The organism is Desulfobaculum xiamenense (genome assembly GCF_011927665.1).
GTDB classification, from domain to species: Bacteria; Desulfobacterota; Desulfovibrionia; order Desulfovibrionales; family Desulfovibrionaceae; genus Desulfobaculum; species Desulfobaculum xiamenense.
This window is the reverse complement of the sequence record NZ_JAATJA010000002.1, coordinates 1,110,922-1,125,337: the sequence shown is the minus strand read 5'-3', so window position 1 is coordinate 1,125,337 and position 14,416 is coordinate 1,110,922. Positions and strand designations below refer to the sequence as shown.

Annotated in this window: 11 protein-coding genes; 2 read left to right on the top strand and 9 right to left on the bottom strand. The window is 63.7% G+C overall.

Features of this window, described 5'->3' with window-relative positions; all coding sequences use genetic code 11:
* Positions 1–20: 20 nt before the first annotated feature.
* The 4 genes from carB to GGQ74_RS12730 all read right to left on the bottom strand — a co-directional run bounded on the left by carB (position 21) and on the right by GGQ74_RS12730 (position 7,768).
* Entirely contained in the window at positions 21–3,254 is a 3,234-nt protein-coding gene (carB, locus tag GGQ74_RS12745) for a carbamoyl-phosphate synthase large subunit (protein ID WP_167941915.1), read from the bottom strand.
* 187 nt (positions 3,255–3,441) lie between these two features.
* Entirely contained in the window at positions 3,442–4,467 is a 1,026-nt protein-coding gene (locus tag GGQ74_RS12740) for a glycosyltransferase family protein (RefSeq protein ID WP_167941914.1), read from the bottom strand.
* Positions 4,468–4,525: 58 nt separating this feature from the next.
* Positions 4,526–6,505 (bottom strand): methionine--tRNA ligase, encoded by a 1,980-nt coding sequence (gene metG / locus GGQ74_RS12735; protein ID WP_167941913.1) that lies wholly within the window; start codon positions 6,503–6,505, stop codon positions 4,526–4,528.
* 27 nt (positions 6,506–6,532) lie between these two features.
* Positions 6,533–7,768 carry a regulatory iron-sulfur-containing complex subunit RicT gene (locus tag GGQ74_RS12730; RefSeq protein ID WP_167941912.1) on the bottom strand — a complete coding sequence of 412 codons (1,236 nt, stop codon included), beginning with the start codon at positions 7,766–7,768 and terminating at the stop codon, positions 6,533–6,535.
* Positions 7,769–8,120: 352 nt separating this feature from the next.
* Between GGQ74_RS12730 and GGQ74_RS12725 the strand changes: the two genes are divergently transcribed.
* Positions 8,121–8,843, top strand: coding sequence for an N-acyl homoserine lactonase family protein (locus GGQ74_RS12725; protein ID WP_167941911.1), 723 nt, complete (start codon positions 8,121–8,123; stop codon positions 8,841–8,843).
* Between the two features lie 217 nt (positions 8,844–9,060).
* Complete coding sequence (locus GGQ74_RS12720; protein WP_167941910.1) at positions 9,061–10,563, top strand: catalase; 1,503 nt, start codon at positions 9,061–9,063, stop codon at positions 10,561–10,563.
* A 92-nt stretch (positions 10,564–10,655) separates the two neighbouring features.
* On the opposite strand, the gene GGQ74_RS12715 is transcribed toward GGQ74_RS12720, so the two are convergent.
* The 5 genes from GGQ74_RS12715 to GGQ74_RS12695 are packed head-to-tail and all read right to left on the bottom strand — an operon-like array spanning position 10,656 to position 14,335.
* Positions 10,656–11,483, bottom strand: coding sequence for an LpxI family protein (locus tag GGQ74_RS12715; RefSeq protein ID WP_167941909.1), 828 nt, complete (start codon positions 11,481–11,483; stop codon positions 10,656–10,658).
* Between the two features lie 8 nt (positions 11,484–11,491).
* Positions 11,492–12,301 carry an acyl-ACP--UDP-N-acetylglucosamine O-acyltransferase gene (lpxA, locus tag GGQ74_RS12710; RefSeq protein WP_167941908.1) on the bottom strand — a complete coding sequence of 270 codons (810 nt, stop codon included), beginning with the start codon at positions 12,299–12,301 and terminating at the stop codon, positions 11,492–11,494.
* Positions 12,301–12,765 (bottom strand): 3-hydroxyacyl-ACP dehydratase FabZ, encoded by a 465-nt coding sequence (fabZ, locus tag GGQ74_RS12705; protein WP_167941907.1) that lies wholly within the window; start codon positions 12,763–12,765, stop codon positions 12,301–12,303. The genes lpxA and fabZ overlap by 1 nt, the downstream gene beginning before the upstream one ends.
* Positions 12,758–13,804: a UDP-3-O-(3-hydroxymyristoyl)glucosamine N-acyltransferase gene (gene lpxD, locus GGQ74_RS12700; RefSeq protein WP_167941906.1), complete on the bottom strand. Its 1,047-nt coding sequence runs from the start codon at positions 13,802–13,804 to the stop codon at positions 12,758–12,760. The genes fabZ and lpxD overlap by 8 nt, the downstream gene beginning before the upstream one ends.
* A gap of 15 nt (positions 13,805–13,819) precedes the next feature.
* Positions 13,820–14,335 carry an OmpH/Skp family outer membrane protein gene (locus GGQ74_RS12695; RefSeq protein ID WP_167941905.1) on the bottom strand — a complete coding sequence of 172 codons (516 nt, stop codon included), beginning with the start codon at positions 14,333–14,335 and terminating at the stop codon, positions 13,820–13,822.
* Positions 14,336–14,416 lie beyond the last annotated feature (81 nt).

The following is a 14,416-nucleotide window of genomic DNA, read 5'->3' as shown; positions in this document are numbered from 1 at the left end:
AAGGGCGGCCGGTTGAAGTTCTAGGCCTTGTAGTATTCCTGAAGGCTACGCACGCCCGGCTCGCGTTCCTTGAGCTCGCGAAGCGCATGGGCCATGGCCCGGGCCCCGGCCACCGTGGTGGTGTAGGGGATGCCGTACAGGAGAGTGTTCTGCCGGATCACGGACGAGTCGCCGACGGTCTTCTTGCCGGAAGCGGTGTTGATGACCAGATCGACCTCGCCGTTCTTGATGCGGTCCACCACGTGGGGACGGCCCTCGTAGACCTTGAACACGGTCTCAGTCTCCACTCCGCGGCGGGAGAGGAAGCGGGCCGTGCCGCTGGTGGCGAGGATATTGAATCCGAGCTGCTTGAAGGTGGCCGCAACGTCAACGATGCCTTCCTTGTCAGGATCATTGACGGAGATGAACACCGTGCCCGAGGTCGGCAGCTTCTGTCCGCCCGCCAGCTGGCCCTTGAAGAAGGCCATGCCGAAGGAGGTGTCGATGCCCATGACCTCGCCGGTGGAGCGCATCTCGGGTCCGAGCAGCACGTCCACGCCGGGGAAGCGGTTGAACGGGAACACGCTCTCCTTGACGGAGACGTAGCCGCTCTTGCGCATGCTCCACGGATCGAGATCCTTGACCTTCGCGCCGAGCATGACCTTGGTGGCCAGCTTGGGCAGCGGCACGCCGGTGGCCTTGGACACGAAGGGTGCCGTACGGCTGGCGCGGGGGTTGACCTCAAGGATGTAGATGATGCCTTCCTTGACCGCGAACTGGATGTTCATGAGGCCGACGACGTGCAGCTCCCTCGCGAGGGCGATGGTCTGACGACGAATCTCCTCCACGATGAGCGCACCGAGGGTGATGGGCGGGATAACGCAGGCGGAGTCGCCGGAGTGGATGCCCGCCTCCTCAATGTGCTCCATGACGCCGGCCACGTAGACGTCCTCGCCGTCGGACAGCGCGTCCACGTCCACCTCGACGGCGTTCTCGATGAACTTGTCGATGAGGATGGGATGCTCCGGCGCGGCCTGAACCTCGTCGCGGAAGTAGGTGCGCAGGCCGTCCTCGTCGTAGACGATTTCCATGGCCCGACCGCCGAGCACGTAGCTCGGGCGGACCACCACCGGGTAGCCGATGATGGCGGCCTCTTCCACGGCCTCTTCCACGCTCATGGCCGTGCCGTTGTCGGGCTGGCGCAGGCCGAGCTTCTTGATCAACGTCTGGAAGCGCTCGCGGTCCTCGGCGCGGTCGATGGAGTCGGGATGCGTGCCGAGGATGTTCACGCCCGCACGCAGAAGCGGCACAGCGAGGTTCAGCGGAGTCTGGCCGCCGAACTGCACGATGACGCCGTCGGGCTTCTCGAACTCCACGATGTTCATGACGTCCTCGAAGGTCAGCGGCTCGAAGTAGAGCTTGTCCGAGGTGTCGTAGTCCGTGGAGACGGTTTCGGGGTTGGAGTTGACCATGATGGAGGTCACGCCTTCCTCACGCAGCGCGTAGGAGGCGTGGACGCAGCAGTAGTCGAACTCGATGCCCTGACCGATGCGGTTGGGTCCGCCACCGAGGATCATGACCTTGCGGCCCTCGCTGGCCTCGACCTCGCTGCCGGACTCGTAGGTGGAATAGAAATACGGGGTTTGCGCCTCGAATTCCGCGGCGCAGGTATCGACGAGGTAGAAGGTCGGCAATATGCCGGCTTCCTCGCGCAGGCGGCGAACGTCACCCTCGTGGAGCTTCCACAGCGCGGCGAGCTGCCGATCGGAGAATCCGTTCTCCTTGGCTCTGCGCATGATGGAGCGCAGTTCGGGGCTCTGGGCCGAGAGGGTCTCGCTCAGGCTGAAGTTGCGCAGTTCCTCCTCCACATCCACGATGTCGCGAATCTGGCGAATGAACCACGGGTCGATGCTCGACGCCTCGTGGATTTCCTCGTTGGTCAGGCCGCAGTGCATGGCGTGACGAATGTAGAAGATGCGCTTGGAGTTGGGTCGGCGCAGCTTCGCCATGATCTCGTCCTTCTCCGGGCACATGCGCACGAAGTCCTTGCCGAGACCGGGCATGCCGATTTCGAGGGAACGCAGACCCTTCTGGAGGGACTCCTTGAACGTGCGGCCGATGCTCATGGCCTCGCCCACGCTCTTCATGGAGGTGGTCAGCACGTCCTGGGTGCCGGGGAACTTCTCGAAGGTCAGGCGAGGAATCTTGGTCACCACGTAGTCGATGGACGGCTCGAAGGAGGCCATCGTCTCGCGGGTGATGTCGTTGGGCAGTTCGTCGAGGGTGTAACCCACGGCGAGCTTCGCGGCGATCTTGGCGATGGGGAAGCCGGTGGCCTTGGAGGCCAGCGCCGAGGAGCGCGACACGCGGGGGTTCATCTCAATGATGACGAGCTCGCCATCGGCGGGATTCACCGCGAACTGGACGTTGGAACCGCCGGTCTCCACGCCGATCTCGCGCATGATAGCAATGGCGGCATCGCGCATGCGCTGGTATTCGGAGTCAGTGAGGGTCTGGGCCGGGGCGACGGTGATGGAGTCGCCGGTGTGCACGCCCATGGGATCGAGGTTCTCGATGGAACAGATGATGACGCAGTTGTCATTCTTGTCGCGCATCACCTCAAGCTCGTATTCCTTCCAGCCCAAGACGGACTGTTCGAGCATGACCTCGCTGGTGCGGCTGGCGGCAAGGCCCTGTCCGGAAATCTCCAGCAGGTCCTCCATGTTGTAGGCGACGCCGCCGCCGGTTCCGCCAAGGGTGTAGGCGGGACGAATGATGATCGGGAAGGGAAGAATCTTGGCGGCCTCGCGCACGTCGTCAATGGTGCGGGCGATGTAGCTTTCCGGAACCTTGAGGCCGATGTTGTCCATGGCCTTGCGGAACAGGTCGCGGCTTTCGGCCTTTTCGATGACCTCGCGGGATGCGCCGATGAGTTCGACGCCGAACTTGTCCAGCACTCCCATCTCGGCCACGGCCAACGCCGTGTTCAGGCCCGTCTGTCCGCCCAGCGTGGGCAGAATGGCGTCGGGGCGCTCCTTCTCGATGATGCGGGCCACCGTCTCAGGCTCGATGGGTTCGATGTACGTCCTGTCAGCCAACTCGGGATCGGTCATGATGGTGGCCGGATTCGAGTTGACGAGGATGACTTCGTACCCTTCTTCCTTGAGGGCCTTGAGCGCCTGGGTTCCAGAATAGTCGAACTCGCAGGCCTGGCCGATGACGATTGGCCCGGAGCCGATCAGCATGATTTTCTTGATGTCGGTGCGTTTGGGCATGTCGTGTCGGTATGGTTCGGGTTATGTACTTCTTGACGCGCACCAGACGGTTCGGGCCGCTGGCCGCGCTGTTCGTCCTGCATGGGGGGAAATCGGGAGAATGTAAGCCGGGATCGTGCCTCCCGGTGGAAGGCTGGGCGTGTTATAGTTGACGAGCCTTCACTCGTCCAGCGAAAAGAGTCCGCCGCTATCCCCGGTTCATGTACAGATTCCCTATATGCGCATACTTGGCGCGATGCTCGGGCGGCAGGGGCAGTTTCGCATCCGTCGCCAGCGAGAGAAACGCCTTGGCAAGCTCCGATCGTACGGTCGCACGCTCTGCCCTGCGACGCAACCACGACCCTGCGCGGACCAGCGCATCGGCCTCGCGCAGAATGGTCCGCGCTCGCGACAGGCTGGAGTGCCGTGTCAGCACGCGTTCCCGCCCGGATTGCGCGATGCGCGCCAAGCCCTCGGCATCCGCCAGCGCGCGTGCGGCCACCACGGCCGCAGCCGTCGCGTCGCCGCGCGGATAGACCAGTATATCCTGCCCTACCCGAAACAACTCGCCAAGCCCGTTCTCCACGTCCTCCGTCAACACGGCGGCCCCGCAGGCCGCAGCCTGAAAGACCCGGAAATTGACCTCGCCCGCCGCGCTCTGGTTCAGCACGATGCGGCTTCGCGCGAAGATGGGCTGGTAGCGCCCGCTGGTCACGTACAACGGATGAACGCGCCGAAAGGCCTCCAGAAAGCGTGCCCGCTCCACATTGATGCTGCCGGACACCGTGCCCACGAAGCTCACGGGAATGTCGCGCGGGGCATCGTCCGGCGTGTCGTAGCGCGGCTCGCAAAACAGCGGCATCCACCGCGCGCGCCGCGAAAGGCTCTCGTGCGCGAAGAGATCGAGGTAATCCTTCTGCGCCACGAGGACGAGATCGAACCCGCCGCTGTAGGGCACGTGCCACGGGTTGCAGTACTGATCGATGGAAAAGGCGATGGTGGCGGCGGGCAGGTCCTCGAAGCCGAAGACTCCCGGCGGCTTGCCGATGTCGCACCACAGCACGACATCGGGCACGAATCCGCACGAATCGAGGATATCGACCAGTCTGCCCAGCGGCAGTTGGCGGTCGATGACCACGTCGTCCCCAGGGCGGGGACCGATGGTGAGCACTTCGTGCCCGAGTTCGCGGAACTCGGGCACGAAGTAGTTGCCGTCGATATTGAGAATCCGCATGGCGCGCCGTCCGGACGGAAACGCCGGACGGCGCTTCCGGCGAAGAGTGTGTCAGGGACTAGGAAACCTTGCTCCCGCCGGGCACGGGCCCGGAAACGGTCAGCAGTTCAAGGCCGCCCTCCTTGCGCACGGCGAGGATCATGCCCTGCGACATGAGTCCGCGCAGCTTGCGGGGAGCGAGGTTGGCCACGACGACGACCTGCCGTCCCACCATTTCCTCGGGCTTGAAGAACTCTGCCAGCCCGGCCACGATCTGACGCGGCTCGGCCTCGCCGAGGTCCACGCGCACCACGAGCAGACGGTCCGCATCGGGGTGCCGCTCGCAGGACAGGACCACACCGGCCCGCAGGTCCACCTTCTGGAAGTCGGCGAAGTCTATGGCTTCGGGCACCTCGGGCGTCACGGGCTTCTCCTTGCTGGCCTTGGGTTCGGCCTTGGCCTCGGCCTTCTTTGCGGGCTTAGGAGCCTCGGCGGGCTTGGCCTCGCCCTCGGCCTTCAATTCCACGCGCGGGAACAGGTTCGACCCCTTGGCCAGCGCGGTGCCCGGCTCAAGCCGTCCGAAGCTCTCGGCCTCAGCCGGCAGTTCGACGGACGCAGGGTCGAAGCTCTCGCCCTGCCCCAGCTGGGCCAGCATGGTCTCGGCAGTGGCGGGCATGACCGGCCACACATGCAGCGCGACCTTACGCATGAGCATGAGCAGCACGTACATGACGTCGCCAAGGCGTTCGGTATCCCCGGCCTTGAACAGCGCCCACGGCTGGGTGGCATCCACATACTTGTTCAGACCGCGCACCAACTCCCACAGGGCTTCCAGACCGCGTCCGAACTCGAAGTTGCCGAACAGGTGCTGGAAGTTCGTGAAGGAATTGGAGGCGAGATTGAGCATCTCCACGTCCACGCTCTCGTGCCTGCGGGACGGGGTGGGCACCACGCCGCCGAAGTACTTGTGCGTCATGGACAACACGCGCGAGAACAGGTTGCCGAGGTCGTTGGCGAGGTCGGCATTGAGCCTGCCCACCAGCGCGGTCTCGGAGAAGGACGCGTCGCGTCCGAAGCGCATCTCGCGCAGCAGGAAGTAGCGGAAGGCGTCGAGGCCGTAGGTGTCGACCATGGACAGCGGGTCCACCACGTTGCCGATCGACTTGGACATCTTGGTGTCCTTGACCAGCCAGTAGCCGTGCACGTTGAGGTGCTGGTACGGCTCGAAGCCTGCGGCCTTGAGCATGGTGGGCCAGAAGATGGCGTGGGGCTTCAGAATGTCCTTGGCGATGAGGTGGTTCGCGCCGGGCCAGAACTTACCGAAATCCTCGCCTTCGGGTCCGCCGAGGGCGGTGATGTAATTGAGCAACGCATCGAACCACACGTAGGTCACGTAGTCCGGGTCAAACGGCAGCTCGATGCCCCACGACAAACGGGACTTGGGCCGGGAGATGCACAGATCGTCCAGCACGCCCATTTCGAGCATGGAGAGCACTTCGTTGCGGTAGCGCTCGGGCCGGATGAAGTCCGGATTGTCGATGATGTACTGGCGCAGCCAGTCCTGATACTTCGACATGCGGAAGAAGTAGTTCTTCTCGCGGATGACGGAGGGTTCCTTGTCGTGGTCCGGGCACTTGCCGTCCACGAGGTCCTTCTCGGTGAGGAACTGCTCGCAGCCGTAGCAGTAGAGTCCCTCGTACTCGCTCTGGTAGATGTCTCCGCTATCGTAGACCTTCTGCAGCACCTCGCGCACGGTGTCGATGTGGCGCTGTTCGGTGGTGCGGATGAAGTCGTTGTTGGAGACGTTCAGCCGGGGCCAAAGGTTGCGGAAGGTTCCGCTTATCTCGTCGACGAACTCGCGCGGGGACGTGCCCGCGGCCTCGGCGGCCTGCGCGATCTTGTCGCCATGCTCGTCGGTTCCGGTCAGGAAAAAGGTTTCGTCGCCCATGATGCGATGGAAACGCGCAATGCTGTCGGCCACGATGGTCGAATAGGCATGGCCCAGATGGGGCTTGGCGTTCACGTAGTAGATGGGCGTGCTGATGAAGAAGCGGCTCAAGTGTATTCCTCCTGGATTCTCGCCTGTCTATTCGCCCTTCGGCCCACGCGAACGGGGCTTGCGACGGGTCTTGCGGCGGGGCTTGTTCTTCTGGCGGTCGCCCGGCTCTGCACCGGACGGGCGGCCCTTGGGCTGCGGAGCGCGACCATGGCCCCGAGCGGATTCCGGCGCACCTTCGGCCGTGTCGTCGCCACGATCCTCGGACTCGTCGAAACCGGGCGTTTCGTCAGCCATATCCACATCGGCAAGGAGCGGGCCGGAGTCGGCGGAATCGTCGCCCTCGGCTTCGCCTCCCGCTTGGGCGGGGGCCGGTGCGGCGTCCGACGGCGCGGCGGCGTCCTCGCTCTGCGCGGCGCGCGCGCCGGGGCGAGGCTTGCCGCGCTGCGGCCGGGCCTTGGCCGTGCGCATGGTGGCCTGCGCCTCCTGAAGGCGCTTCTGAAGCTGCTGGGGATCAATGCGGCGGGGATTGAGCGCCTGCCATTCCTCAAGGGTCAGCTCGCGCTCCTCGCCGAACTCTGACAACACGGAGATGCTGCCGCGGAAGAAATTCGCGCGCAGCACCTTGAGGATGCCGTCGTCAGTATCCATGCGCTTGCCGATCTTCGGGCACTGGCGATAGAACTCCTCGTAGTTCTTCTCCTCGAAGCTCAGGCAGCACAGGAGCCTACCACAGATTCCCGAAATTTTCGTGGGGTTCAGGAACAGGTTCTGTTCCTTGGCCATCTTGATGGTGACCGGGGCGAACTTGCGCATGAAGCGACGGCAGCACGCCACCTGCCCGCAGTTGCCCACCGCGCCGATCATCTGCGTCTCGTGACGCACGCCGATCTGACGCAGCTCGATGCGCGTGCGGTAGTTTTTCACCAGATCCTTGACCAGTTCGCGAAAATCAATGCGTCCCGGCGCGGTGAAATAGAATATGATCTTGCCGCGGTCGAAGAACACCTCGACATCGACAAGCTTCATTTCGAGTTCGCGCTCGCTTATGCAGCGCCTGCAAAACCTGAAGGCTTCACGCGCCAGCGTGCGATTTTCCTCGGCCGTGACGAGGTCCTCCTCCGTCGCAAGCCGAAAGATGGGCTTGAGTTCCTCGGGGGAAATGCCCTCGGGCGGCTCGGGGGTCACGGTGATCACCGCGCCCAGCCCCATGCCCTGATCCGTCTTGACGATGACGCTGTCGTGCGTGTTCACGACGAACGCGCCCGAGTCGAAATAGTAGATCTGGCCGTAATCGCTGAATTTCAATCCAAGTGCGTGGCCCATGTCGCCTTCCTGTCTGGGTTCGTGTAGTGTCCAACGGGCCTGTATAAATCAGTTCCGTCCGAACTTCAAATGCATCGGTCCCGCATTTGGCGCGAAATGTCCACACGCGTCCGCCCAGCCACTTGACTTGACGTGTCCGCATGCCCACTATCTCCCCGTGCATGAACCGCTGCAACCCGAAACGCATGAACGGGAAGAGAACGCACTACTCCCGAACATGCATTCCGGTTGATCTCGCGAGCGACGTCCGCCATCGGTTTCCGTGCCCGGAAGGCCCACCCCGGCCGTCCCGACCGCCGATCGCCGAGCGCCTGCATCGTTTCCACCTTTCAACAGACACGGAGCGCACGCGATGAACTATTCGATCACCCCCCTGCTGACCGGCGTCCGCAACCCGGACCAGGGCATCATGACCTACCAGCGCGGCTACGGCCAGCCCATCTGGCTGCCCATCTACGCCCTGCTCGTTCGCGGCGGCGGGAAGAACATCCTCATAGATACGGGTCTCGACGAGGACGAGGTCATCGAGCCGGAAGCCTTCGTCGCCGAGACCGGCCTGTCGGTGAAGACCATCACCGAGTGTCTTGCCGAGCACGGGCTCACCCCCGACGACATCGACGTAGTCATCAACACCCACCTCCACGACGACCACTGCGGCAACAACCGCCTGTTCACCAAAGCCACCCACTACGTGCAGAAGAAGGAACTCGAATTCTGCAACAACCCGCACCCCCTCGACCACCGCTACGATACATACTTCACCGAGGACGTCGAATTCGAGACCGTGGACGGCGACGCTGAAATCCTGCCCGGCATCCGCGTGGAACTCTCCCCGGGGCACACCCCGGGCATCCAGACCGTGATCATCCAGACGGAGCAAGGTCCGGTCATCCTGCCCGGCTTCTGCTGCAACGAAAAAAACTTCCCGGGCAACGGCAAGGTCGTCTGCCCCGGCGTGCATTACGACGCCTTCGTCGCCTACGACACCGCCCAGCGCATCGGAGCAATGGAAGGCACCATCTTGCCCATGCACGGCCTGACCACCGCCCGCATGACCTTCGGCCCGCAGGACTAATTCCAAGCCGTCACACCAGCCATTTCCCATGCCCCCGGAGCTTCGCGCAAGCCCGGGGGCATGTTTGTTTCCCAGCCTTGCCATGCTCCACGCTTTCCGTTCTACTGTGTAACGAGTCCCGCCGTCCGGCGGGCAGCGTTCCCATGCCATAATGCGGGCGGGCCCATCCCGCGACCGCAGGACATCGTTGCGCCCCCAAACGAACAAGGAGCACGGCATGAAGAAGAAACTCACCACCGCCTTCGGCATCCCCGTGGGCAACGACCTCAACTCCATGACCGCCGGTCCGCGCGGGCCGGTGCTCATGCAGGACATGCACCTGCTGGAAAAGCTCGCCCACTTCGACCGCGAGCGCATTCCCGAACGCGTGGTCCACGCCAAGGGAGCCGGGGCCTACGGGCACTTCGAGGTCACCGCGGACGTGACCCGCTACACCAAGGCGGCCTTTCTCTCCAAGGTCGGCAAGAAAACCGAGGTCTTCGCGCGCTTCTCCACCGTTGGCGGCGAAAAGGGTTCCGCAGACGCGGAGCGCGACCCCCGTGGCTTCGCGGTCAAATTCTACACCGAGGAAGGCAACTACGATTTCGTCGGCAACAACACGCCCGTCTTCTTCATCCGTGATCCGCTCAAGTTTCCGGACTTCATCCACACCCAGAAGCGCCATCCGGAAACGAACCTGAAAAACGCCGACATGTTCTGGGATTTCCTGTCCCTGACGCCGGAATCCATCCATCAGGTGACGGTCCTCTTCTCGGACCGGGGCACCCCCGCCACCTACCGTCACATGAACGGCTACTCCAGCCACACCTTCAAGTGGTACAACGCCAAGGACGAGTACTTCTGGGTCCAGTACCATTTCAAGACCGATCAGGGCATCCGCAACCTCACGGGGTCGGAGGCACGGAAGATGTGCGCAAGCGATCCCGACCACGCCACCCGCGACCTGCACGACGCCATCGCGAAAGGCGAACACCCCTCGTGGACGCTCGAAATGCAGATTCTCACGCCCGAACAGGCGGCGGACTTCAAGTGGGACATCTTCGACATCACCAAGGTCTGGCCCCACGCCGAAGTCCCGCCCATCACCGTCGGCAGGCTCGTGCTCGACCGCAATCCCGTCAATTACTTCGCCGAGGTCGAGCAGGCCGCCTTCTGCCCCGGAAATCTCGTCCCCGGCATCGCCGCCTCGCCGGACAAGATGCTTCAGGCGCGGATATTCTCGTACCATGACACGCACATCCACCGCCTCGGCCCGAACTACCACCTCATTCCGGTCAACGCGCCGAAAAACGCCCCCGAGCACAGCTACCAGCGCGACGGCTTCATGCGCGTGGACGACAACGGCGGCGCAGGGCCGAACTACTGGCCCAACAGCTTCGGCGGCCCGGCTCCGGAACCATCGGCCGTCGAACCCGACATTCCCCTCGACGGGACAGGTGCTCGCCACGCCTTCGATCACCCCAACGACGACTTCGCACAGGGGGGCGCGCTCTACTCGAAGGTCATGACCGATACGGACCGCGCAAACCTCGTGGCCAACATTGTCGGGCATCTCTCCGGTGCCTGCCCGCGCATCCAACTGCGTCAATGCGCCCTGTTCTTCAAGGCGCACCACAACTACGGACGCGCCGTCGCCAAGGGCCTCGCCCTCGACATCGCCGACGTCGAACGACTGGCCGCCATGAGCGATGAGGAACGGGCCAAGGCCACGGCCGGATAACGACGTCGCCACAACGCGGAAAAAAGAAGGAGCCGGTACGGACGACTGCTGTCGTCCGTACCGGCTCCTGAATCTTGTATTCTCGGCGGCCGCTATTCGCCGCCCATCTCCTCGGGAGTGAGACCGATGATGCGGATGTCGTGCCGCTCGGCGAGTTCCACGGCCTCGGCCAGATCGAAGAACAGGCTCTTGCCCGCCTCGATGCCGAGGCACGACGCGCCGATCTCGATCATGGTCCGCACGGTCTGCAATCCGGCCGCGGGCAAATCGATGCGATCATCCTGCCCCGGCTTGTAGACCTTGACCAGCACACAGCCCGGCCCGACAAGACGTCCGGCGCGCCGAAGCGCCTCGTCCGTGCCTTCCGGCCCTTCCACCGCGACCACCATGCCGTTCTTGACGATGAGCGACTGGCCGATGTCCATGGCACCGATGGCCTTGGCCTTGGGCCAACCGTAGCGCAGATCGTCCCAGTCCGACTCGCGCGGAGCCTTGCTGGTGAGCGGCCCGGCGGGCGTGCCCAGACCGGGCACGAGAGCCAGCGCGGAAACGACGGAAAAGCCCTCGGACTCCAGCTCTGCGGCCACGGTCTTCAGGATGGCGTCGTCCCCCTTGGTGCGCAGCTTGAACAGCAGCTTCACCGCGCGGAAATCAGGGCGGATGTCGAGAGCGCGGGGCTTGTTGATGGCCCCGGCCAGCACGATGCGCTTCACGCCCTCTTCGCGGAAGAAGCCGATGAGCCGCGCAAGCTGCCCGATGTGCAGCTCGCGGAAGGCGTCAGTGCTTTCGCCGAGGGTCATGTCCGTATGGCCGGTGAAGCCCACGGCGGCGACGCGCATGCCCAGCTCGCGCGCTCCGTGCGCAACGAGGAAGGGAAACTGCCCGCCGCCCGCGATAATGCCGATGGTCTCGGAAGCCATGAAGTCGCTCAGTCCACGTGCTTGGCGTTGCGGCTCACGTCGGACAGGCAGCCGCGCTCGCTGGAACGGATGAATTCGAGGAAGTGCCGCACCTCGGGAATCTCGCTCTCCTCGGCCTCGACCTTGGACAGCGCCTCCTGACGGGTGAGCTCGGACCTGAAGATCGCCATGTAGGCCTCCTTCAGGCCGCGAATGGCCTCGCGGGAGATGCCCGCACGGCGCAGGCCGATGGTGTTCAGCCCGCGCAGGGAACCGCGGGTGCCCGCAGCCATGCAATAGGGCGGAACGTCCATGGTCACGCCGGTCATGCCGCCGATGAAGGCATAGTCGCCGATGCGGCTGAACTGGTGCACGCCGCACATGCCGCCGACCACCGCGTGATAGCCCACGTCCACGTGACCGGCCAGCATGACGCAGTTGGTCAGGATGGAATGATCGGACAGGCGGCAGTCATGGGCGACGTGGGCGTAGGCCATGATCATGCAGTCGGAGCCGATGCGCGTTTCGCCACGGCCGCCGGGGGTTCCCCGGTGGATGGTGGTGAACTCCCGGATGATGTTGCGATCGCCCATGACCAGCGTGGTCTCTGCACCCTTGAACTTGATATCCTGCGGATCGCCGCCCACGAGGGAGTTGGAGTGGATGTGGTTGTCGCTGCCCATGGTGGTGAAGCGCTTGATCTGGGCGAAGGCGTCGATATGGGTGTTGTCGCCGATGCGGGTGTCCGCCTCGATGATGGCGTAGGGGCCGACGACGACGTTCTCGCCGAGCTGCGCGCCGGGATCGACGACGGCAGTCGGATGGATCACGGTTGACACTAGATGTCCTCCCTCTTCACAAGCGCCGCGCTCATGTCGCCCTCGCAGGCGACCTCGCCGTCCACGAGGGCAACCCCGTGCATCTTGACGATGTTCAGCTTGCGGCGCACGCCGGAAACCCGAAGCTCAAGCTTGTCGCCAGGACGCACCGGGCGACGGAAGCGAACCTTGTCCAGCCCGGTGAACATGAACACGCCCTTGGCGCGTTCAGGTCCGTCGGTCAGTCCGACCAGCAGCCCGCCCGCCTGTGCGAGGGACTCGCAGATCATGACGCCGGGCATGACCGGAAGCTCCGGGAAATGGCCCTGAAAGAACGGCTCGTTGAAGGTTACGTTCTTGTACGCATTGATGCTCTCGCCCGGCACGAACTCCGTGATGCGGTCAACCATCAGGAAGGGATACCGGTGCGGAAGCATCTTCAGAATACCCTGAATGTCCACGGACCCAAGGTCGACTCTACTCATTGTCTTCTCCCGTACGCTTGGTCACAAGCGCCGCCAATTCCTTCTCCAGCGCCTTCACGCGCTTGAAGAGATCGGGAATCTTGGGGGCCAGCGACATGTTGCGCATGTACGTGCCGTAGTCCATGGCGGGATGTCCGCCCATGCGACGGCCTTCCTCAACATCGGTGCGCACGCCGCACTGGGGGCCGATGATCGCATCGTTGCCGATGGTCACATGATCGGCGACGCCAGCCTGACCGGCCATGATCACGCCGCGCCCCACCTTCGTGCTCCCCGCGATGCCCACCTGCGACACGATGGTGCAGTGCTCGCCCAGGATGCAATTGTGGGCGATCTGGACGAGGTTGTCGATCTTGGTGCCGTGGCCGATGACGGTGCGGTCGAGCATGGCGCGGTCGATGGCGGTATTCGCCCCAATCTCCACGTCGTCCTCCACCACCACGCGGCCGACCTGCGGAATCTTCTGTCGGCCGTCGTCCGTGGGCACGTAGCCGAAGCCATCGGCTCCGAGCACCGCTCCGGGGTGGATCATGACCCGGTTGCCGAGCACGGTCCCCGCCATGAGCGAGACGTTGGGGTACAGGGTGCAGTCCTCGCCGATCACGCAGCCCTCGCCGACGTAGCAGCCGGGAAACACACGCGTGCGCGGACCGATCTTCGCCCCATCCGCCACGAAGGCGAAGGGATAGATGTCGGCCGTGGGATCGACCTCGGCGCCCGGATGCACAAATGCGCGCTCGTGGACGCCGGTTCCCTCCAGACAGCCCTGCGCGGGCGTGAACAGGAAGAGGATGCGCGCGAAATCCATGTACGGATTGGCACTCACCAGCGCCCTGCCGACGCCCGCCGCATGCGCTTCGTCCACAACAACGGCAGCGGCCCGCGTGGTATCCAGCAGGGCCGCGTACTTGGCGTCGGCGAGGAAGGTGATGTCATCCGGACCGGCGGACTCAAGAGTGCCCACACCGGTCACGACGCAATCGTCGCCGCGCAGGGTCAGGCCCAGTCGGGCCGCCAGTTCCGAAAGGCGGAATTCCATGGAGATTCCCCGATGCTACTTCTTGCGGGAGGCCTTGTTGACTTCCACGATGATCTGATTGGTCACGTCGGCCTTGTCGTCCACGTAGAGCAGACCGGCACCGCGGCCGTCGAGAATCATGGCATAGCCATTCTTCTTGCCGAAATCCTTCATGACTTCGAAGATGGTCTTGATGACCGGCTCGGACAGGCGCTCTTCTTCAGCCTTAACCTTGCGCTGGTAGTTGCGCAGTGCATCCTGGAAGTCACGCACCTTGCGCTTGAACTCCATCTCCTTGTCCATCTTGGCTTCCTGGGACAGCACAAGGCTCTGCTTCTGCATCTCCTGGCGCATCTGCTCGATGCTGGCCTTCTGCTTGTCGAGGTCGTCCTTGACGCCGGAGAAGCTGCCCTGAAGTTCCTTCAGAGCCTTCTGTCCGGGCTCGCAGGTCTTGATGATCTTGGCCATGTCCACCACACCGATGGGGCCCTGTGCCCAGGCGGCGGGAGCAAGAAGAACGACTGCAACGATTGCGAGAAGAATTTTCCGCATGATTCACTCCTTATACAAGAGAGGTGTTTTCAATTCCGTAAACCGAAATCGCGCCCCGCCGTCGGCATGTCACGCGACACA